This is a genomic window from Flavobacterium lindanitolerans (assembly GCF_002846575.1).
GTDB classification, from domain to species: Bacteria; Bacteroidota; Bacteroidia; order Flavobacteriales; family Flavobacteriaceae; genus Flavobacterium; species Flavobacterium lindanitolerans.
In genome coordinates this window covers 1,954,214-1,974,439 of the sequence record NZ_PJND01000007.1, presented here as the reverse complement: position 1 = coordinate 1,974,439, position 20,226 = coordinate 1,954,214, and the positions used below count along the sequence as shown (strand labels likewise).

Sequence of the window (20,226 nt, the reverse complement as noted above, 5' to 3'; positions counted from 1 at the left end):
ATTTTTTTTTAAAATTCAAGGTTTACACCAAAAATGAAAGTTTTGATATTCGGATAAGCCGCTAATTCAATACCGGCAGTCTCGTTTGGTGCTCCACTATTATTCAACTCCGGAGTGAATCCTGAATATTTAGTGAACAGGAAAGGGTTTTGAGCCGTTCCGTAAATTCTAAGTCTGGAAATATTAAACATATCTTTAAAAGTATATCCTAAAGTAATGTTGTTAATTCTGAAGTAGTCACCATCTTCTAAATAATAACTTGAAGACAGGGCATCTCTGTTTGCACCAGGATTTGTATTTGAAGTTCCAGGTCCTGTCCAACGGTTATTGAATGTTTCTGCAGCAATATTTTCACCTGCATCTACACGGGTTCCTTTAAGTCCGTTATACACTTTGTTGCCACCTGCTCCGAATCCGTCAACAGATAAATCGAAATTTTTGTAAGCCAGATTTACATTGATTCCATAAGAGAATTTTGGTATATAAGAACCATAGAATTTCTTGTCTCTGTCATCAATTACACCATCTCCATTCTGGTCTTTATAACGCAACTGACCAGGCTGAGGCGTTCCGATGTGCGGATTCGCATCAATCTCTGCCTGAGTTTGCCAAACACCGTCAGCTTCTAACAGCCACCATGAATATATTGGCTGACCTTCCTGTAATCTTTTTGTAATTTGACCGTCACCAAGACTACCACCTGTCATTCCATCGTAGGCAGGTTTTACATTCTCCAGGGTGTTTTTATTGTGGGCATAATTAACACCTATGCTATAGGAGAAATCTTCAGTAATATTATCTTTCCAGTTTAAAGCAATTTCATATCCCTGGTTTCTTACCTCTCCTCCATGGTCAAAGTAATTTTGAGACGCAGGTGAATTTAGAATTGGCTTTACATTTAATATTGCATTGGTATTTATTCTGTTATAGTAATCGAAACTACCTGACAATCTTCTGTCCAGTAATTCAAAATCAACACCAGCATTAATTTCCTTAGTAACTTCCCAAGTCAAGTTTGTGGCTGGTGACCCTACTGCACCTCCAAATACTAAATCCTGATTTGGTCCAAAAACGTAATTCGTATTCGCACTACCCGGGTTTGTAATAATAGAAGTTGCATTAAAAGGCACGTTTGCGTTACCTACTTCACCATAGCCTGCTCTTAGCTTAAGGAAATCGAGATTGTTAACTTCGCTTAAGAAGCTTTCGTTGGTCAATACCCAACCTACGCTAACGGAAGGGAATGTACCCCAGTACTCTGCATTCTTTTTAAAATTACTGTTCCCGTCTCTTCTGATAGTTCCGGAAATATAGTATTTCTCGTCGAAATTATACTGAAGCCTTCCAAAATAAGAAAGAACATTGGTAGGAGTTTGAAAAAATTGCTTCACTACTTTAGTATAGTTTAATGATGCCATATCCAGGTTCCAGTAATTTTCCTGTTCCGGAACACCATAACCTTCTATGAAAGATTCATATACATCATTTCTTCTTTCTTTTGTAACACCTACTGTAGCATTAAAATTATGCTTATCAAAGGATTTGCTTGCTGTTAAATAGGTATCCCAGTTGTATCTGAAACTTTCAACATCTTTATAGGATAGGGAGTTGTTAGCAAATTCTGTAGAAGTAGGCGCTCCATTTTGAGCATTTTGAAAATCCGTAAGCGTTCTGAGCGGGTCTGCTGCCAAATAGCGACCACGGATATCATTATAAATTCTGGTCTTTGAATATGATTTTGTCGCTCCAAAACGGGTTGTAGCCGTCAGCCAATCTGTAACAGTATAATCTGCCTGAAGCAACCCCTGAAGTTCCATCATCTTATTCTTTTCATTCTGGAAGTTTACGTTGGCAACCGGGTTTCCAATAGAATTCAATCGGCCTCCCTGTTGTCCGGCTCCAATGATGTAATCAGGCAATCCTGTAGTCTTGTTCCAATAAGACATACCATATCTTCCGTCAGGATAGTAAACCGGAATTATAGGAGCCTGTTTGTAAGCTTCAGTAAATGAGCTGTATGGTTTTGGTGTAGACTTAGTGAAAGCAACACTGGCATTTTGAGTAATTTTTAATTTCCCGTCAAATGCCTTAAATGTATTATTAGACCTTAAAACATTTCTTGCTACTTCATGACCTTCTAAAAGTCCGTCTTCTTTGTAGTTGTTGAAGCTAAAATAATAAGTTACGCTTTCTGAACCTCCGGAAAAGGAAACATCATTTCCTTGTGAGAAGCTTGTTCCTGCCAATGCATCATACCAATCCGTGTTATACGGTTGATTAAGTGCTAATCTGTCCGGATTTCCAATAGCTGCACGGCTTTCATTAAAGTAAGTCACGAACTGGCTTGAATTGGCCATCTCTACCGGATTCAGTATTGATTTTGCACCATAAAAAGAGTTTATCTTAATGCTAGTTTTTCCAAGCTTTCCTTTTTTTGTTGTAATAAACACAACTCCATTAGCAGCATTAGAACCATAGATGGCAGCCGAAGCCGCATCTTTCATGACATCAAAAGATTCGATGTCGTTTGGGTTCAGGTTAGCAATACTTCCGGTAATAACACCATCTACCACAAACATAGGTGACCTTCCCGATTCTGCAGTTCCCAAACCTCTGATAATAATTGTAGGTGTTGCACCCGGCGCATCATTGGCAATAATGTTTACACCTGCCGCCTTACCTTGTAAGGATTGAAGGGCATTAAATGCCGGCTGTTTAGTAATCTGGTCTGATTTGATTGTTGAAATAGCACTCGTAAGGTCTGTCCTTTTTTGAGTACCATACCCTACGACTACAACTTCCGTAAGGTCTGTGCTTGACATTTTCATGGTCACGCTCATGTTTTCTGCAGCATTTATCGTGAGAGTGACATACCCCAGAAATGTAAACGTAATAGGCTCGTCTACTTTTGCATTAATTGAAAAATTTCCATCAAAATCTGATACTGAGCTTGATGTGGAACTCAAAATGTTGACTCCAGGGAGTGGGAGCCCATTTTCATCCAGTACCTTACCTTTTATATCCTGAGCGTAGAGATGCCCATGGAAAAAAAGGAGTACAAATACTCCGAAAATAAAGTTTTTCATTTGTTTATATTTTGTTAAAAGTTAGTGTTACCAAATTACGAATTACAACGTTGTAGTAAACTTTCTGAACTCACTACACAAACACATCATTTTAAAATAAATACAAAATAAAAACTTGATTTTAAATAACTTATAAAAACAACTACTACATTTAGAACACCCTCTAAATTAGCCGATGATGTAGTGTTGATGTATTGTTATTTGATAAAAATGTTATGAAAATATTTAATTATTATTAAAAAAGAATCCGAATTTATATATTAATCATAAACTTGGAAAGATTATCATCTGAAGTCAGGCCTAATTTTTTTCTCAAACGATAACGATGTAGCTCTACCCCACGGAATGAAATATTCATCAACGGGGCAATTTCTTTGGATGATAAATTCATTTTAAGGTAGATGCATAGCTTGATATCTTTTGAAGTAAGCATTGGAAATTTATTCGACAGCTTATGTACAAATTCTTCATGGCTCTGCATGAGGTTATGTTCAAAGCTCTCCCATTCATTTTTGTTAAGCGCATTAATTTTTATTGATTTTCTAATCTTGCTCTTAATCTGGTTGATATCTTTTTCTGTTTCAAGAATTTCCTGAATACTGTCAATCATTTCACTTTGTTTGGCTATTGAAAGTGATTTTCCGGCAACTTCATAAGCCTTATTCTGGACTTCTATTTCAAGAATGTGCTTTTCATATTCCTGCAGTTTCAGTTTGTTTTCCGCATTAAGTTCCAATTCAAGAATTTCTTTCTGGTGTTTGAGCTCTTCTTCTTTCAATTTGATTTTTTCAATATACCGGATTTTGTTCCAACGGTAATACAGGAAAAAACTACTCGAAATAACCAAAATATAGAACACTATCATCCAGAACGAAAAATACCATGGCTTGCTGACAGTAAATGTATAGGTGGCCACTTTGGTGTATTTGGTTCCGTCATTATAATAAAATTCCAGTTCCTGAAGACCGCTGCTTAGGTTATTCAAAATCAGCTTTCCTTTTTTTATGGGTACAAAGTCATTGGAATCATTCAGCTTATAAAACAGGTCCGGACGGTTGTAGCCAAAATATTCTGTTATTACATTCACTTCAACCGACTGGTTATACTTCACCCGGGTATCTTTATCGATCAATTTATCCTGATAGAAAGCTTCGGCATAGACACCTCGTATTTTGAGTTTCTTATTATTGATTTTGAAAGCAATAAATCCGTCGTCCAGATTCATCAGGTAATGGTCTCCATCCTGATAAACCTTAATGTTTTCCATAATGATTCTTCCTTCATAATACTTTTCAGGGATAAGTTCCCAAATAAACCGGTCTTTAACCTGAGACACTACATAGAGTAATCCGTTTTTTAATACTATAAAATTTTCATCATTAATAGGTATGATGTCTGAAGTGTTTTTAAAAGAAGCATTAAAAATCTTATCCTTTTCTAATTTCCCCGAAATGGAATTATAGACATACCAATTATTATCGATCAGGAACAGGATTTCATTTTTATAGCTAAAAAGCTTCACGCCATAATCATTCTTTATACCGTTTTGCAGTGAAACATTTTCAATTTTTTTGACATTGAAATTTTTATCATATAAAATCCTGTAAAGACTTCTGTAATTGTCTGCCGCCCATAATTCTCCACGTTTGTTCTGGGCCAGATTCTTGATAGGTTTTTTCAGTCCGGCTAAAAGTTTGTACTTCGAGAGATCATTGATATCTTCATAGACTACAATACCTGCATAATTTCCCTGAAAATATACATTTTCAAATTCTCCTTTTAAGAATTTCCATCCGCCATTTATCGGGCTGACTTTTTGCAATCGTGCTGTTCTTCCATCATACAAAAATGTTCCGTCATTATGGCCTATAATAAATTCGTTACCTCTTTTGTATATGTCCCAAACCTGTCCCTGTGAATTGGGGAGTACCTCCAGTATTTTATTTTTACTCGTAAAAATTCCGTGATTGGTTACAAAAAGGTAGCCGTTGTCTATAGTAGAAAGCGAATAGACCGAACCCAAAATACCGGAACTGTCTGAAAAAACCTGAACAGGAGAATTGATTTCAACATGGCAAATTCCGTTGTCGAGACCCAACCACAAATCTTTTTCCTTGTCTACACCAATAGACAGGATGGCATTGTTTTTAAGTGCATTCTGCCTGTTAAGATTCTGGTAGCTTCCGTTTTTAAGATTAATAATATACAATCCCTGTAATCCGCTACCAATAACCAGCGTATTATCGTCAACAAACTTGGCCGTTACAAGAACTTCTTTTTTAATGACTTCATTCAACGGATGGCTCCAGGGCACAAGATTACCATCTATTACTACAAAAACCCCGTTATTTTTTGTAAAAATATAAACCTTGCTCTGGTATTTTTCAATATGATGAATGACATTTTCTTCTAAAATCTTCCAATTCTTTCTCTTAACAAATTTTTCCCCTTTCATCATATAAATTCCTTCGCGGACAGTCGCCACATAAATCTCATTGTCAATGAGGTAGCAATATGAAATTTGGGAAGGGAATTCTATTTTTTTTATTGCTTTTCCATCATAAATAAAAACTTCGTTAAAAGTCTGAAAGTACAGCCTGTCCTTATATTTAAAAATTTTCCAGATTTCTTCGTTATCAGACCCGCCTTGAAAAATATTCTTACCTCTGGTAAGCGAAAAATATTCCATCTTGCCATTCATTCTTTTCCAATAACCAAATTCTTTATAGGAACCGGAATAAATCTTGTCATCATCAATAAATATGGAACGGATAACCGTTTTGTTAGGAAGGGCATATTTTTCCCATATCACACCATTGTATCTAAGGAAATAATGATTATTTGCAAAATACATGGCATTATCACCTCCCTGGGTTACATTCCACACCTGATTATCTCCATTGTAATCCGATTTGGTAAAATTCTCTACAAAAGGCAGTAATTCCTGCGCCTGGACACACAATGAAAAAGAATAAAAGAATAGAAATTGAAAAAATCTTAGTTTCACAATTTAAGGGGTTTTATTTCCAAATATAAGAAACATATTATGTTTGAATTGACAGGAAACTTAAATAAAAATTAATGCTGCTGCTCCAAATAATAAAAAAAACTATTTTTGCTCTAAATTCTATTGAAATGAAAAAATACTTAGGAATAATGTCTTGTCTCTTTTTGTTAAGCGCCTGCGATGACGGCGACCTGACTTTTGATTCATTTGACTTTAGCAATGTTACTGCGGCAGACTGTTCTAACAATCCAGAAGTCTTAAACTCTGTTTTTAAGCTAAACAACAATGAAGCCCTGGTTATCAAATTTCCAACAAACGTTTTTCCTTTCAGAAATATAGAAGGAACAAGCACCTTATCAATTTCTGCAGAAAATAAAATTATCTATCGGGTTTTTAACGGGCAGGTTACCCCAACTTATTTCTGCTCTGTAATTCCTCCTGTCACTCCTGTTGTTATTGACGAGTGGAGTACGGCCGACCAATCCAGTGGTTCTATTGAAATTAAAACTACTCCTGTAAACAATACCACAAAAATGCAGGATGCAAAATATGACCACACTATCGTTTTTAAAGGAATTACCCTATCCAATTCAACTGGTGGAACTGTAACCTATACGGAATATATTTTCGGAAAATACCAAACCAAATCGAATATTACGTTCGCTTTCGGCTCGGTGCCTATCCAAAAATGTTCGGAAAGCAAACTGATCAAGATATTTGATTCCAATGTTGGAAATGTTGAGAACAGGCAGAATCTCAATGAAGTTATAATTCTTGATTTGCCTCCTTCTGTTTTTCAACAAGCGGCCGGTTCTGAAACTTATTATGTAGACGACTCCCATCAGATTACTTACAGACTATATGGTGGTGATGTTATTGCTACTGCACTTTGCTCAGAAACAGGATTGCCGGCGCTCTATGAAGAATGGCAAGCTGAAGACGGGGTTTCAAATGGTGCGGATTCTACAGGAGTCATCAAAATTGATACTGCTATAAATGGAACCACCCGTACACATACTATTACATTGACAAAGGTACAGTATAGAAAAACAGGACCTACCAATAATACGTTTGTACAGGAAATCCAAACTTTTGGGGACTATATAACGACCAACTAATAGAGTCTATAATTATAAAAAAGGCCCGATTGTTTAATCGGGCTTTTTTTATAATTATCTGTTAGGATTTTGTTTGATATAAACTTCTGTAGCTCCCAGACCATACTTTTGATAGTCGGCATCCTGAAAAATTATTTCATCATAACGACCCAATAAAAAATCAAGCTCGGCTTTCAATACACCTTCGCCAACTCCATGTATAAAAACAATTTTAGGAATCCTGTTTTTGATGGCAAATTCAACATGCCTTTTTGCCGTTTCGGTCTGGAGTGTGAGTATGTCATAATTTGACATGCCTCTTTTATTCGGAACCAATTTTTCGATGTGCAAATCAAATTCCGGAACGCCTCTTTCGTCTCTTGTCTTCTTTTCTTTAACGAAACTCCTTGGTTTTGGTATTTCTTTCTCTTTTAAAACCTGACTTAAATTATGACTTCCAATTCCAAAGTTTAAATCACTGGATTTATGAATTTTAATTAATTCATTGACAAAATATGTCAACTGAAAACCATCATCAGTTTCGATGGTAATTTCACTATTTTTGACCGACAAAACAACACCATTAACCGCTTCATCAATCACCGTTACCCTATCTCCTTTAACTAACATCATCTTCAGAATTATCCTGGTTTTTACTTGGTACTTTTGCCATCAGCCTCATCATTCCATACATAAAAATGACAATGGCAACTATCATAATATACAGATTTGGCTTCTCTTTACTTTGTTCATATAATGCAAAAACACCTGCGAGTGCCATTATGGGTATGTATATTTTTTTCATTGTAGATTCAAATTTGCTATCTGCCAAAAGTAATAACTTTAAAAATAATTTCCGGACACACCTCAAACTTTATGCTTTTTTCGTAAAATTGTAGTAACAAATTTATACGCTATGGAAGAATACATGATTCCCTGCATGAATAAAAAAATTTTTGGAGTGGACTGTCTGGGCTGCGGAACACAGAGAGCCCTGGCTTTAATCTTTAAAGGAGAATTTGTGGACGCTTTCCACATGTTTCCGGCCATTTACACTACCATCTTGTTTTTCATGGTGTTAGGATTAAACTTCATCGACAAAGCACGAAATTACCATAAAGCAATAATTTCTTTGGCAATAATCAATGCGGTAATAATGGTAATTTCTTACATTTACAAAATCACCAACTAAACAATTAAATCTTTTTATCTATGGAAAAACAAAAATTACCTAATGCTTTAGCCGTTCTTATTCTGGGGATTCTATCTATCCTAACCTGCTGCTGTTATGGTATAATCGGATTAATTCTTGCTGTTGTAGCACTTATACTGGCTGCAAAGGACAAGAAACTTTATGTTGAAAATCCAGAATTATATTCGAATTACTCTAACCTGACAACCGGAAAGATTTTAGCCATAATTGGAATTGTTCTTAACGTACTTATGATTCTTCTTTATGTATGGCTATATGCAAAGCTTGGACTTGAAGGTATGCAAGACCAACAACAAGTAGAAGCTCTGATGAGAGATGTTATGGGAGGCTAAGCCCTATCCAATATCATAAAAAAAAGCCGCTATAGCGGCTTTTTTAGTTTTTATTTTTCAAACTCTTTCAAGGTTTTGATAATAATGGAAACACAATCCAGCAATTGCTCTTCATTCATGACCAATGGCGGTGCAAAACGAATAATATTACCATGTGTTGGTTTTGCCAGAAGTCCGTTATCGCGTAACGACAGGCAGATATTCCATGCCGTATCGCTTTCTTCCGTATCATTAATTACTATGGCATTCAATAGCCCTTTTCCTCTTACTAAAGTTGCGATATTACTGGTCTTGATATATTCCCCAAGTTTTTCACGGAAAATAGTCCCCAGATAGTCTGCATTTTCTGCAAGCTTTTCATCTTTCACAACTTCCAAAGCAGCAATGGCAACAGCCGCCGCAATAGGATTTCCACCAAAAGTAGAACCGTGTTGTCCCGGCTTGATAACATTCATAATCTCATCGTTTGCCAATACCGCCGAAACAGGATAAGCACCACCTGATAATGCCTTTCCAAGTATCAGTATGTCCGGTTGTACACTTTCATGGTGTACCGCCAGCAGTTTACCCGTTCTTGCTATTCCGGTCTGTACTTCGTCTGCAATAAACAAAACGTTATGCTTTTCGCACAAGGTTTTGGCTTTTACCAGATATCCTTCAGAAGGCACATATACACCTGCTTCTCCCTGAATAGGCTCAACTAAGAAACCGGCTATATTCTTTTGGGTTGCCAAAACATTTTCCAGAGCTTCAATATCATCATAGTTGATGTTAATGAATCCGCCTGTGTAAGGCCCGAAATTTTTGCGTGCATTCTCATCATTAGAGAAAGAAATGATTGTTGTAGTTCTGCCGTGGAAATTCCCATCACAGACAATAATCTTTGCTTCATTTTCCGGAATTCCGTTTTTCTCGTAGGCCCATTTTCTACAAATTTTGATGGCCGTTTCAACTGCTTCTGCACCAGTGTTCATTGGCAATACTTTGTCAAACCCAAAATATCGGGTAACAAACTCTTCGTATTTGCCCAGCTTGTCATTATAAAAAGCCCTGGAAGTCAATGTCAGGGTCTGTGCCTGATTAACCAAAGCAGTAATGATTTTTGGATGGCAGTGGCCTTGATTTACGGCAGAATAGGCCGAAAGGAAGTCATAGTATCTTTTCCCTTCCGTATCCCAGACATACACACCTTCACCTCTGCTTAAAACTACAGGAAGCGGATGGTAATTGTGCGCACCGAATTTATCTTCTAAAGAAATAGCTTCAGAGGCATTGTTTTTTTCTAAAACTGACATTGTGAAAGTATTTTAATTCTTCAAAAATCAATTCCTTCTTGTGGAGAGAAATCATCCATATGACATTACAAAATTAATGAATCTAAATGGATTTTCAATCGTTGTAGTTGAACGAAAACAAATGGAAATCCCATTTCTCCAACTGACTTTTCAGATGCAAAAATGGGATTCATGTATCTATAAAAAATTAAAATTACGGAAGTACTAACGTAGCATTCGAAGTAATTTTAGTATTTAGCAATCTGGAAATCGGACAGGTTGTTTCTGCCTTTTTTACCAATTCCTGGAACTGGTCTGTTGAAATCGCATCGACTCTTCCTATAACTGACAAATGTGAGCCTACAACGCTTCCATCCTGAAAATCAACATCGCATTTGGTTTCGATAGATGCTACCCTAAAACCTGCCTCATTCAAATAGGCTGTGAGTTGCATGGTAAAACAGCCGGCATGGGCTGCCGCAATTAACTCTTCAGGATTTGTCCCGTTTCCATGTTCAAAACGGGTTTTGAAAGAATATTGAACATTACTTAAAACGGTACTCTGGGTAGAAATTTTTCCGTTCCCTTCTTTGAGTGAACCTTCCCAAACTGCTGTGGCATTTCTTTTCATAAGTGTTGTAGATTTGTTTCTCCTAAAATTACGAAAATCAAAAACGGGAAGAAATTAAATTTTATAAACTTTAACAAAAGTATCAGGATACTACCCTTTCTTCAAACAACGCCAACAGCTTTATTGTGGTATTCCAGTTTCGGGCTGTTGCGGTCACTTTCAGCTTATTTTCAATCAGCTTGTTGTTAAGTTTTGAATTACCGGCCGGATTATTATATTTCATAAAGATGATTCTTTCTTTTATAATAATTTCATCAGGTTCAAAATTTGCATTTAGTAAGGCCTGAATGTTTTCTTTTGAAGGTTCAGAACCCAGAAAAGTGATATAGAGTTTTTTCAAATCAATCTCTTTTTCTTTCAGGTAAGGATTATTTACCGAAATCCATTGCAGCATTTCCCTGTCTGTTACCACAACCGAAACATCAAAACCAAAATGGGCTTCAATCAGGTCGTGAATCTGCTTTTCCAACGTTTCCGGAGTCATGTTTCCTGTAGTATCAAAGAGAATATTTCCACTTTGTATATAGGTTTTAACATTTTGAAAACCAAAATCTTCCATTACTTTTCTTAAAGTTTCCATTTTAATCAATTTTTGACCGCTAACATTAATTCCCCTAAGAAGAGCTACATACGATTTCATGATTTTCTTTTTAAAAATTTCTTTCCAAATTTATAAAATAAGACCTCCAAAACAATTTCATACTGTTTAAAAATTAGCTTACAGCATTCCGAAAACCGGCACGGAAAAATTTTCTTAATTTCAATTCAAAAAACAGAACAATCACTTATTTTTGCCGTATGGGAAGAAAGAAGACAGACAAGATCGTTTTTGAAAATATTAAGGTACTGGATGCAGGTGCCAAAGGAGTTTCAGTTGCAAAAGCGCCGGATGGAAAAGTAATTTTTATTCCAAACGTCGTGCCTGGTGATGTAGTAGATATTCAGACATTTAAAAAGAGAAAGGCCTATTACGAAGGTAAAGCCGTTGCCTTTCATGAATTTTCCGAAGATAGAGTCGAGCCGGTTTGCCAACATTTTGGAGCCTGTGGAGGCTGTAAATGGCAAAATATGGCTTATGAAAAACAGCTGTTTTACAAAAACAACGAAGTTTTCAATCACCTGAAACGCATTGGTAAAATCGAACTGCCTGAATTTGAACCTATCCTTGGTTCTGAAAAACAGTTTTTCTATAGAAATAAAATGGAGTTTTCTTTTTCGAACGCCCGTTGGCTGACCGAAAAGGAAATTGAAAGCGATGAGGACCTGGGGAACAGAAATGCCCTTGGTTTCCATATTCCTAAAATGTGGGATAAAATTTTAGACATTACCCAATGCCATCTTCAGGAAGACCCATCCAATGCCATCCGAAATTCAATCCGCGATTATGCAAACGAGCATGGCCTGGCATTTTTTAATCCAAGAAACCATGAAGGCTTTTTGCGTACGCTAATGATTCGTACGGCTTCAACTGGTGAAATCATGGTATTGATTCAGTTTTTTGAAGAAAATAAAGAACAAAGAGAAGCATTGCTAAACTTCCTGTTGGAAAAATTCCCGAATATAAAATCGCTGCAATATGTAATCAACAGCAAACCTAATGACACTATTTATGACCAAAACGTAATCCTTTACAAAGGAAGAGATTATATTCTGGAAGAAATGGAAGGCCTTAAATTTAGCATTAATGCCAAATCATTCTACCAGACCAATTCTGACCAGGCCTATGAATTGTATAAAATTACACGTGATTTTGCAGGGCTGACCGGCAATGAGCTGGTGTATGATTTGTATACAGGGACAGGAACTATTGCACAATTTGTCTCCAAAAAAGCAGGGAAAGTAATTGGAGTTGAAGCCGTACCAGAAGCTATTGCAGATGCCAAAGAAAACGCAAAACGTAACGAGATTATCAATTGTGAGTTTTTTGTTGGCGACATGAAAGTAGTCTTCAATGAAGCATTTATTGCACAGCACGGCAAACCGGACGTGATTATTACTGACCCGCCAAGAGACGGTATGCACAAAGACGTTATCGAACAGATTTTAAAAATTGCGCCAAAAAGAATCGTTTATGTAAGCTGTAATTCTGCAACACAGGCGCGCGACCTGGCTCTAATGGATGAGTTTTATAAAGTAACCAAAGTGCGTCCGGTAGATATGTTTCCGCAAACGCATCACGTTGAAAATGTTGTACTTTTGGAAAAAAGATAAATTGATGAATAAGATTCTAAATATAATAACGGCACTTTTTATAGCTATCTGCTTTTTTGGCTGTGAAAAGGACGATATCTGCTCCGGAGGCACCCCTACTACTCCAAGACTTATGATTGAGTTTCGCGAAAAGGACAATCCTTCCATTCTAAAACCTGTTACCAATCTTACAGCAGTAGCAACAGGAATGACAACAGGAGTAGTTTTTAATGAAGGACTGTCATCTACCGACCCTAATCGTTATCTGACCAGCGCAAATAAAATCGGGCTGCCTTTAAAAATTACCGGAGAAACAACAGAATATACGCTTACCCAAAATTCGACAAGCACAAATCCTGCAATTCGCAACGAGGATAAGATTGTCTTCAATTATACTACAAAAGAAATCTACGTTTCCAGAGCCTGCGGCTACAAGACCAATTTTGACCTTACCGGAAGCCCTGTACAAGAACCTAACACCGTTGACAGCAACCGTTGGATTAGCAATATTGTTGTTGAAACACCTAACATCGTAACCGAAAATGAAATACACATTAAAATCTATTTTTAATCTGGCTTTAGTGCTGATTTCATTATCCGCTTTTGCACAAGACAAAAAAAAAGACACAGTCGCTCCCAGGACAGAGCGTTATGGATTGCGTCTTGGTACCGATTTATATAAAATTGCACGGTCTATCTACGACAACGATTATAAAGGTTTTGAGATTACCGGCGATTACCGCCTGACAGAAAAAATCTATATTGCCGGAGAAGTAGGTAACGAAAACAAAACTACTGACGAGCCTCAATTGAATTTTACAACAAAAGGAACCTATTTCAAAGCCGGATTTGATTACAATATCTACAAAAACTGGCTGGATATGGAAAACATGATTACGCTGGGAATGCGCTACGGCGTAAGTTCTTTTACACAAGAATTAAACAGCTATTCCATCTATAATCCGCATCCTTATTTTGACGAATCGGGTGTGATTACCGTATCGAGAAAATACTCCGGACTTTCGGCGCATTGGGTAGAATTTGTAGCCGGTGTAAAAGCAGAAGTCTTTGACAATTTTTTCATGGGTTTTACACTACGTCTGAATCGATTGGTTTCCAACAAAAAACCTAGTGATTTTGACAACCTTTACATTCCGGGATATAATCGTACGTATGACGGTGACTTTGGTGTAGGCTTCAATTACACCGTGAGTTATTTTATTCCTATCTACAAAAAGAAAAATCTTCCTAAAGCGGAAACTGAAGGTAAAAAGAAGGAATAAGCTATTTGATTTGCCTGATTCCCTTCATGAAAATCCATTTCATAAAAAGCTTTTCTCCGTCATTTGTTTTCACGGCCTGAAATTGAGGCGAAAGAAGTGTTGCAATCATAAAAGCCGTCAATGGAATCCAGAATCCGTGCAAATTGGTATAAGCCGCTACCAGAAAGCGGAATAGGATAAACAAAACAGCAAAAGATAATAATTGGTAAAGGAAAGCTTTCGTTTTTAGAGTCATTGTAAAAATTCGTTAGATTAATTCCAGTCCTGCAAATCTAACCATAAAATTATTCTTCCGAAAGTTTATAAAGAGAAGTATTGGCTTTTGAATGACTTAATAAAACAGCATAATCAATAAAATCTGCCGTACTTTTTTTGCTGCTGTAGTCTATAATATGCTTTGGCTTAGGCTTTGTTACTACCTCTATCAAATCAGAGCAACCCTTTTGACGGTAGGGACTATGGGGTTGGTTTAATCTAAAAAGGCTAAGGTCAGAAACCTGCTGCTTTTTAAGCCCGTCTATTCCTTTAAAATACTCCTTGCTATAGTCTCCAATACCAAAACCGCCTTTTGTGGTTGATTTTTTATAATTGCCCTGTTTATCAAAAACATCGTCCCAAAGCACTCTCGATTTGGTCAGGTAGCCCAAAACCGAAACTATCTCTTCTTTTTTATAAACCCCGTTTTCAATCAATTGGGTAAAGAAGGAAGCAAAATGTTCCTCTTCTCTTATTTTCATCAAATGGGCAAATCCATACCTGAAAAACTTTACTCCTTCATCATAGTTATAGATTTTTGAAAGAGCTATGTAGTTATTATAAATACTTTCTTCTCTTGAATACTCCCCAAAACTTGTTTTTATAGTCGCTATCAGATAGTCAAACTGCTTTTGGTTTTTGATAAATCTTCTGTAGTTTTGGGTATTGGCTTCATAATCGGCTACAAATTCCCTCAACATTTTTTTAGAATAACTTTCTTTATAAGGCGAATAATTTGCCGTATCTTTTTCAACCATTCCTTTTAATTCGGATAGCTTTTTCCATTGGTTTGGTTCCGCATCAGCCAATAACAGCAAATGCCTGCATGTGTATTTATAGGTCACAATAGGGTCAGCCCCAAGAACTTTTATTTTTTTATTGGGAGGCAAATTATCGTTTATGCCTTTAAGCTTTTTCCATTTCATAAAGGCTTCTACAGAACGTTCCTGCGGCACTCTCGTACCATACGTCTGAACCAAATCTTTCAGTAGTTTTTCATCCCCTTTTTGCAGATATTCATTAAAATAATAAGCAATGCTATAATCTGTTTCCGGAAAATAAAACCGAACATCGTTGTTTTTTAAAACAGCCTGCAACAGTAAAAGTTCGGCTTCTTCTGTTTTGGCACTCCCGTGATAGGCCCCAAAACCTATAATCTTCATTTCCGACTGTGGAAACTCAGGCAGTTTATTCAGGTCGAATTTATTTACTGAAAGATACTCCTGCTTTTCCTGTGAGAATGAAAATTGCAGATAGAATAAACACATGATAAATACGACTCTGGATACCATAAAATTTATTTAAGTCAGACAAATTAAAGCCTGATTTCTCGTAATTAATTGTATGATTGGGACATTACTCCAATTTCCAATAGGTTTCTTCGTTGCCCAGTTTTGAAATGGATGGGATAACTTTTTTGGGGGATTCTTTTGTAATGGATTTGAATTGGCGTATAAAATCGGCCTGGTCATAATATTGACTGAAAAGAGCAACCTCAGTAAGCGTATTGGCTCCGTTTTGCTCTTGCGAAAAATTAATTGCCTGTCGGAACCGCACCATTTTTTTATACTCTTCAACAGAACACAACAGATGCTTTTGAAACAACCGCAACAGTGTTTTTCGGTTTGTCTTTAATTTTTCCGAAAGTGCTGCGACTTTGACCAGTCCACCGGATTTTATAATTTCACTCACCGCCTTTTCAAGAGCAGGAACATTAAAATCTACCAGCCTGTTTTCAAAAAAAGCGTCCAAAAGCTTTGCTTTTTCAGATTCATCATTTTCTTCAAAAACAGCCGTAACGCATTTTTCAAAAGGAAAACCGAAATAATCAAAATAGCCAATCCTTTCCGAAAGTACCTGAAAAAGAGGCTTATCTACAAAATGATTAAGTCCTAATGGAGTAAAAACAACTCCTATCTTATCAAAAGCACCCTTAAATCTGACCCGGATACTCTTGTCAAGATTTGTAGTATATAAAACACATAACTGTTTGGTAGCCGAATCAGAAACAGCCGTTCCCTCTTCTGACAATACGATTTCAGCATTTTTATAAACCGTCAGCGCGTTTTTATAATTCGGATAAAAGACAAATGATTTTTCAAATTTAGCATCCGTACAGCTATGGAAATAATAATAGGCAATATACTTCCTGATTATTTCGTTTTTAGGCTGTATAGAAACAAATTTTTCCATTATCAGTCCGGTTGGGCAAATTTGGCTCTTTTACTGCCTTCATACATTTCATACTTGACCAGTCTGGCTTCCAGGCTACCGTTGTATAATTTGATTTTTCTGGAAGGCCTTAAACCCACAAATTTCAACGCTTCAATATTTGCAGTAATAAACCAGGCATTAGTATTAGGATAGTTTTGTTTCAGGGTATCACCTATATTTTTGTAAAAACGCTCCATTTCAATATCGAGGCGTTCACCATACGGCGGATTGAAAACCATATGTAAGGGACCTTGTGTCGTTTTTTCTGTGTCGAAGAAATTTTTCTCTGCAATGGAAACATATTCGTCAAGGTTGGCATTTCTGATATTGTCTTTTGCTTTTAAAACTGCCGACGGTGCCTTGTCATAGCCCTGAATCGTATAATGAAATTCTCTTACCTTCTTCAATAAAGAATCTACAATCTGGTCAAAAAGGTCGTTATCCCAATCGTTCCATTTTTCAAAAGCAAATTCCCGTCTGTTCAGGTTAGCAGGAATATTGCAGGCAATCATGGCCGCTTCTGCCAGTATGGTTCCCGAACCGCACATCGGGTCTAAAAAATGTCCCTGACCGTCCCAACCGGAAAGCAATAACATTCCGGCCGCCAGTACTTCATTGATTGGTGCTATATTGGTTGCGATTCTGTAACCTCTTTGATGTAGGGAACTCCCTGAAGTGTCCAGCGCCACAGAAACCTGGTCTCTGTCGATGTGGATATTGATTCTCAAATCCGGATAGTCCTTGTCAATACTTGGTCTTGCTCCGGTCTTGCTCCTAAACTGGTCTACGATGGCATCCTTGCTTTTTTGCGAAACAAATTGCGAGTGTTTAAAATAATCCGAATGCACGGTAGTATCAATCACAAAAGTACGGTTGGAATTTAGATGTTGTGACCAGTCAATTGCTGAAATGCCTTTGTATAATGACTGTTCATTGGTTGCCCTGAACTGGTAAATAGGTTTTAAGATTTTTAAGGCGGTACGCAAGGCAAGATTGGCTTTATACATAAATCCTTTATCTCCTACAAAACTGACCATTCTTACGCCCTGTTCTACTTTTTGAGCCCCTAAAACCTGTAATTCTTTCGCCAAAATTTCTTCAAATCCGAAAAAAGTTTTGGCTATCATCTTGAAATTCTCCATACTGATTTTACTCCCTTAAATTGGGAATACTTATAGTTATTTTATGCAAAAATACACTAAATTTGCAGCTTAATTCAATACGATGCAAAAAGAAAAAAATACTTGGTTTGCCTCCTGGTTCGACACTCCTTATTATCACATACTTTACAAAGACCGGGATTATGAGGAAGCCCAAGTGTTTATGGACAATATCACCAATTATTTAAATCTTCCTGAAGACGCCAAAATACTAGACCTTGCCTGCGGAAAAGGCCGCCATTCTATATATCTCAACCAACTAGGATATGATGTGACCGGAGCCGACCTGTCTGAAAACAGTATTGCCGAAGCTTCTAAATTTTCAAACAGTAAACTGCATTTTACGGTTCATGACATGAGGATGCCATTTGATGAAAAATTTGATGCTATCTTTAACCTGTTTACCAGTTTTGGTTATTTTGAAAATGATGAAGACAATCTTACTACCCTGAAAGCAATTAAGGAAAGTTTGTCTGAATATGGTTTTGCCGTAATCGACTTTATGAATGTTCATCATGTCATTAGCAATCTGGTTCCTGAAGAAACCAAAATCGTTGAGGGCATTGAGTTTAAAATCAAAAGATACGTAAAGGACAATCATATTTTCAAAGAAATAGACTTTGAAGACAAGGGCGAAAAGTTTCATTTTGTTGAAAAAGTACAGGCATTAACATTACAGGATTTTGAGGAAATGATGGAAGTAGCAGGCATATTCCTGTTAGATACTTTTGGAGATTATAAATTAAAAAAGTTCTATAAGAACGAAAGCGAAAGACTCATCATGGTTTTCAAATAATCTGGGCGATAAACTGCCTGATAATTTTCTATATTTTAAAGTATGGACCACATTGTACCCTATATCCTGCCCCTATTTTCAGTTTTAATCGGTTATGCTATTGCGCTGTTTCTAAAACCGAAAAAGAAAACCAATCTAAAGCTGCTAATGGCTTTTAGCGGTTCGTTTCTACTTTCCATAACCGTTATGCACCTGCTTCCTGAAGTTTATGAAGCCAGTCTCCACGCACATCACGACCATGACCACGGGCATGAACATTCGAATGCGATAGGAATTTTTATAATGCTGGGGATTTTGTTCCAGATTATATTGGAATTTTTCTCCAAAGGAGCAGAACACGGCCACGTTCACGGACATGAAGAAATGCATAAAATGCCCTGGTTGTTATTTATAAGCCTTTGCATCCATGCCTTGTTAGAAGGTTTTCCGGTGAGCCATCATCACGACCTGGCGTTAGGAATAGCCATCCACCACCTTCCGATTGCTATTATCCTGACTTCCTTTTTCGTAAATGCACATCTCAATAAAACTGCGATTTTGCTGTTTATGGTTGCTTTTGCAATCATGACACCACTAGGAACAGTACTGTCAGAATACTTACCTTTCCTGACAGCTTATTATACAGAAATCACAGCGGTTGTAATCGGGATTTTATTCCATATTTCATCTACCATTATTTTTGAAAGCAGTGAAGGGCATAAATTCAACCTTGCCAAGTTGTCTATGATTGCTATTGGAATTGTTGCGGCTTATTTTATATAAGTTTTTATGGAAATCACATCCAGAAGACATCCTTATAAGTTTTATTTTGCACTTCTAATAATAAACCTAGCCTTCTTATGCTTTAGTATCTTCTTTTTTATAAGTAATGAAGTAAATGCACATGCTCTTGGATTTATTTTTATTGGAATGGCGGCAGTCTTCAATTATATTTTTTTAAAAAAATCGCCAAAGATTATTGTAAATGATAAGGGAATCCAAGTTGGAAAAAAACAATACTATTGGAATGATCGTTTAGAAATCGAAATTACCGGAAAAGGAATGGGATATATCCATTCTGATTACGAAGCAACAAAGATTTTATTCAAAAATCAGGAGGTGGTTTGTATTTATGATGTTTATTACGCTAACTCTCCTGAAATCAAAAGTTTTATCAATCAGGTTGTAATCAACGAAAGCGAAGCATTTAAGTTTGAAAAAATACGTTTAGAAAAAAAGAATTTATCATTTGAGAACTTAAAAACTTTTAAAGGCCATCCCATTTTTTCTTTTAGGGGAATTATGATGTGGGGGCTTATCCTGTTCGTCATTTTTGTACCATCAAAAAACCCTAAAAGCCTTGAGTTTGTTCCTATATTGGTTGTATCTGCCTTTTGTTTGTTCTGGTTTTTATTAAACTCCTGGATGGCTCATTATTTTCAGATTTCTAATAAGTATTTTATTGTAAAAAATCATTACTTCTTTTGGATTAAAAAAGTCTACTTACTTAAAGACATTCGAGAAATAGTATATGACCAGCAAGTAAGACAACCGAATGCGTTACGAATTATCACAAAAGATTTTGACAACAGTCGCTTTTTAGCAGGAACCCTTCGTGACAAACATTGGCTTGAAATGATGACCGTTTTAAGAAATAAAAAAATTAAAGTCAGGAACGAATCTATCTAATACTTCGTAGCTTTGAAACA

General features: G+C 36.5%; 20 protein-coding genes. 9 read left to right on the top strand and 11 right to left on the bottom strand.

The features are described from left to right. Positions 1 to 8: 8 nt before the first annotated feature. Both B0G92_RS08785 and B0G92_RS08780 read right to left on the bottom strand, forming a co-directional pair. Positions 9 to 3,086, bottom strand: coding sequence for a SusC/RagA family TonB-linked outer membrane protein (locus B0G92_RS08785; protein WP_101471827.1), 3,078 nt, complete (start codon positions 3,084 to 3,086; stop codon positions 9 to 11). A gap of 253 nt (positions 3,087 to 3,339) precedes the next feature. Next, positions 3,340 to 6,093 (bottom strand): LuxR C-terminal-related transcriptional regulator, encoded by a 2,754-nt coding sequence (locus B0G92_RS08780; RefSeq protein ID WP_101471826.1) that lies wholly within the window; start codon positions 6,091 to 6,093, stop codon positions 3,340 to 3,342. A gap of 128 nt (positions 6,094 to 6,221) precedes the next feature. Here B0G92_RS08780 and B0G92_RS08775 point away from each other — a divergent pair, with 128 nt between their 5' ends. Beyond that, positions 6,222 to 7,211, top strand: a complete 990-nt coding sequence (locus B0G92_RS08775) for a hypothetical protein (RefSeq protein WP_143395010.1) — start codon at positions 6,222 to 6,224, stop codon at positions 7,209 to 7,211. A 54-nt stretch (positions 7,212 to 7,265) separates the two neighbouring features. Here the strand turns inward: B0G92_RS08775 and B0G92_RS08770 are convergent, their stop codons facing one another. Further along, the gene (locus B0G92_RS08770; RefSeq protein WP_101471824.1) at positions 7,266 to 7,820 is read right to left on the bottom strand and encodes a Smr/MutS family protein; all 555 of its coding nucleotides are present in this window, start codon (positions 7,818 to 7,820) and stop codon (positions 7,266 to 7,268) included. After that, positions 7,810 to 7,995 carry a hypothetical protein gene (locus B0G92_RS08765; protein ID WP_101471823.1) on the bottom strand — a complete coding sequence of 62 codons (186 nt, stop codon included), beginning with the start codon at positions 7,993 to 7,995 and terminating at the stop codon, positions 7,810 to 7,812. Before B0G92_RS08765 ends, B0G92_RS08770 begins: the two co-directional genes overlap by 11 nt. A 111-nt stretch (positions 7,996 to 8,106) precedes the next feature. On the opposite strand from B0G92_RS08765, the gene B0G92_RS08760 reads away from it, so the two are divergent. Beyond that, complete coding sequence (locus B0G92_RS08760; protein WP_101471822.1) at positions 8,107 to 8,382, top strand: DUF2752 domain-containing protein; 276 nt, start codon at positions 8,107 to 8,109, stop codon at positions 8,380 to 8,382. A gap of 20 nt (positions 8,383 to 8,402) precedes the next feature. Continuing rightward, entirely contained in the window at positions 8,403 to 8,735 is a 333-nt protein-coding gene (locus B0G92_RS08755) for a CCC motif membrane protein (RefSeq protein ID WP_056070811.1), read from the top strand. A gap of 50 nt (positions 8,736 to 8,785) precedes the next feature. On the opposite strand, the gene rocD is transcribed toward B0G92_RS08755, so the two are convergent. From rocD to B0G92_RS08740, 3 genes are all read right to left on the bottom strand, one after another. Further along, a complete protein-coding gene (gene rocD, locus B0G92_RS08750) occupies positions 8,786 to 10,030 on the bottom strand; it encodes an ornithine--oxo-acid transaminase (protein WP_101471821.1) in 1,245 nt (414 codons plus the stop codon). 193 nt (positions 10,031 to 10,223) lie between these two features. After that, positions 10,224 to 10,640: an OsmC family protein gene (locus tag B0G92_RS08745; protein WP_056070805.1), complete on the bottom strand. Its 417-nt coding sequence runs from the start codon at positions 10,638 to 10,640 to the stop codon at positions 10,224 to 10,226. Positions 10,641 to 10,722: 82 nt separating this feature from the next. Beyond that, the gene (locus tag B0G92_RS08740; protein WP_101471820.1) at positions 10,723 to 11,280 is read right to left on the bottom strand and encodes a DUF1697 domain-containing protein; all 558 of its coding nucleotides are present in this window, start codon (positions 11,278 to 11,280) and stop codon (positions 10,723 to 10,725) included. Positions 11,281 to 11,438: 158 nt separating this feature from the next. Here B0G92_RS08740 and rlmD point away from each other — a divergent pair, with 158 nt between their 5' ends. Genes rlmD through B0G92_RS08725 form a run of 3 tightly spaced genes read left to right on the top strand, consistent with a single transcriptional unit; the run spans position 11,439 to position 14,113 of the window. Next, positions 11,439 to 12,851: a 23S rRNA (uracil(1939)-C(5))-methyltransferase RlmD gene (rlmD, locus tag B0G92_RS08735; RefSeq protein WP_101471819.1), complete on the top strand. Its 1,413-nt coding sequence runs from the start codon at positions 11,439 to 11,441 to the stop codon at positions 12,849 to 12,851. 4 nt (positions 12,852 to 12,855) lie between these two features. Further along, on the top strand, positions 12,856 to 13,401 hold the full coding sequence (locus tag B0G92_RS08730; protein WP_056070797.1) for a DUF6452 family protein: 546 nt from the start codon (positions 12,856 to 12,858) through the stop codon (positions 13,399 to 13,401). Further along, positions 13,373 to 14,113: a DUF6048 family protein gene (locus B0G92_RS08725; protein WP_101471818.1), complete on the top strand. Its 741-nt coding sequence runs from the start codon at positions 13,373 to 13,375 to the stop codon at positions 14,111 to 14,113. The genes B0G92_RS08730 and B0G92_RS08725 overlap by 29 nt, the downstream gene beginning before the upstream one ends. Before the next feature lies 1 nt (position 14,114). Here B0G92_RS08725 and B0G92_RS08720 read toward each other — a convergent pair whose 3' ends face one another. From B0G92_RS08720 to B0G92_RS08705, 4 genes are all read right to left on the bottom strand, one after another. Further along, entirely contained in the window at positions 14,115 to 14,348 is a 234-nt protein-coding gene (locus B0G92_RS08720; protein WP_056070790.1) for a hypothetical protein, read from the bottom strand. 49 nt (positions 14,349 to 14,397) lie between these two features. Then, positions 14,398 to 15,660 (bottom strand): TraB/GumN family protein, encoded by a 1,263-nt coding sequence (locus B0G92_RS08715; RefSeq protein ID WP_101471817.1) that lies wholly within the window; start codon positions 15,658 to 15,660, stop codon positions 14,398 to 14,400. A gap of 64 nt (positions 15,661 to 15,724) precedes the next feature. Next, positions 15,725 to 16,561 (bottom strand): helix-turn-helix domain-containing protein, encoded by an 837-nt coding sequence (locus B0G92_RS08710; RefSeq protein ID WP_101471816.1) that lies wholly within the window; start codon positions 16,559 to 16,561, stop codon positions 15,725 to 15,727. Between the two features lie 2 nt (positions 16,562 to 16,563). After that, complete coding sequence (locus tag B0G92_RS08705; RefSeq protein WP_056070780.1) at positions 16,564 to 17,724, bottom strand: THUMP domain-containing class I SAM-dependent RNA methyltransferase; 1,161 nt, start codon at positions 17,722 to 17,724, stop codon at positions 16,564 to 16,566. 82 nt (positions 17,725 to 17,806) lie between these two features. Here B0G92_RS08705 and B0G92_RS08700 point away from each other — a divergent pair, with 82 nt between their 5' ends. From B0G92_RS08700 to B0G92_RS08690, 3 genes are read left to right on the top strand one after another with little or no spacing between them, the layout of a single operon-like run. Next, positions 17,807 to 18,538, top strand: coding sequence for a class I SAM-dependent methyltransferase (locus tag B0G92_RS08700; RefSeq protein ID WP_101471815.1), 732 nt, complete (start codon positions 17,807 to 17,809; stop codon positions 18,536 to 18,538). A 42-nt stretch (positions 18,539 to 18,580) separates the two neighbouring features. Then, positions 18,581 to 19,300 carry a ZIP family metal transporter gene (locus B0G92_RS08695; RefSeq protein ID WP_056070773.1) on the top strand — a complete coding sequence of 240 codons (720 nt, stop codon included), beginning with the start codon at positions 18,581 to 18,583 and terminating at the stop codon, positions 19,298 to 19,300. Between the two features lie 6 nt (positions 19,301 to 19,306). After that, positions 19,307 to 20,206 carry a hypothetical protein gene (locus B0G92_RS08690; RefSeq protein WP_101471814.1) on the top strand — a complete coding sequence of 300 codons (900 nt, stop codon included), beginning with the start codon at positions 19,307 to 19,309 and terminating at the stop codon, positions 20,204 to 20,206. The last annotated feature ends 20 nt before the right edge of the window (positions 20,207 to 20,226 follow it).

What these genes read in the sequence shown, in the direction of transcription:
- B0G92_RS08730 (WP_056070797.1), top strand. Translation starts at nt 12,856, where the DNA reads ATGAATAAGATTCTAAATATAATAACGGCACTTTTTATAGCTATCTGC.
- B0G92_RS08700 (WP_101471815.1), top strand. Translation starts at nt 17,807, where the DNA reads ATGCAAAAAGAAAAAAATACTTGGTTTGCCTCCTGGTTCGACACTCCT.
- B0G92_RS08740 (WP_101471820.1), bottom strand. Translation starts at nt 11,280, where the DNA reads ATGAAATCGTATGTAGCTCTTCTTAGGGGAATTAATGTTAGCGGTCAA.
- B0G92_RS08715 (WP_101471817.1), bottom strand. Translation starts at nt 15,660, where the DNA reads ATGGTATCCAGAGTCGTATTTATCATGTGTTTATTCTATCTGCAATTT.
- B0G92_RS08770 (WP_101471824.1), bottom strand. Translation starts at nt 7,820, where the DNA reads ATGTTAGTTAAAGGAGATAGGGTAACGGTGATTGATGAAGCGGTTAAT.
- B0G92_RS08745 (WP_056070805.1), bottom strand. Translation starts at nt 10,640, where the DNA reads ATGAAAAGAAATGCCACAGCAGTTTGGGAAGGTTCACTCAAAGAAGGG.
- B0G92_RS08755 (WP_056070811.1), top strand. Translation starts at nt 8,403, where the DNA reads ATGGAAAAACAAAAATTACCTAATGCTTTAGCCGTTCTTATTCTGGGG.
- B0G92_RS08725 (WP_101471818.1), top strand. Translation starts at nt 13,373, where the DNA reads ATGAAATACACATTAAAATCTATTTTTAATCTGGCTTTAGTGCTGATT.
- B0G92_RS08775 (WP_143395010.1), top strand. Translation starts at nt 6,222, where the DNA reads ATGAAAAAATACTTAGGAATAATGTCTTGTCTCTTTTTGTTAAGCGCC.
- B0G92_RS08710 (WP_101471816.1), bottom strand. Translation starts at nt 16,561, where the DNA reads ATGGAAAAATTTGTTTCTATACAGCCTAAAAACGAAATAATCAGGAAG.
- rocD (WP_101471821.1), bottom strand. Translation starts at nt 10,030, where the DNA reads ATGTCAGTTTTAGAAAAAAACAATGCCTCTGAAGCTATTTCTTTAGAA.
- B0G92_RS08760 (WP_101471822.1), top strand. Translation starts at nt 8,107, where the DNA reads ATGGAAGAATACATGATTCCCTGCATGAATAAAAAAATTTTTGGAGTG.
- B0G92_RS08705 (WP_056070780.1), bottom strand. Translation starts at nt 17,724, where the DNA reads ATGGAGAATTTCAAGATGATAGCCAAAACTTTTTTCGGATTTGAAGAA.
- B0G92_RS08765 (WP_101471823.1), bottom strand. Translation starts at nt 7,995, where the DNA reads ATGAAAAAAATATACATACCCATAATGGCACTCGCAGGTGTTTTTGCA.
- B0G92_RS08720 (WP_056070790.1), bottom strand. Translation starts at nt 14,348, where the DNA reads ATGACTCTAAAAACGAAAGCTTTCCTTTACCAATTATTATCTTTTGCT.
- B0G92_RS08785 (WP_101471827.1), bottom strand. Translation starts at nt 3,086, where the DNA reads ATGAAAAACTTTATTTTCGGAGTATTTGTACTCCTTTTTTTCCATGGG.
- B0G92_RS08695 (WP_056070773.1), top strand. Translation starts at nt 18,581, where the DNA reads ATGGACCACATTGTACCCTATATCCTGCCCCTATTTTCAGTTTTAATC.
- B0G92_RS08690 (WP_101471814.1), top strand. Translation starts at nt 19,307, where the DNA reads ATGGAAATCACATCCAGAAGACATCCTTATAAGTTTTATTTTGCACTT.
- rlmD (WP_101471819.1), top strand. Translation starts at nt 11,439, where the DNA reads ATGGGAAGAAAGAAGACAGACAAGATCGTTTTTGAAAATATTAAGGTA.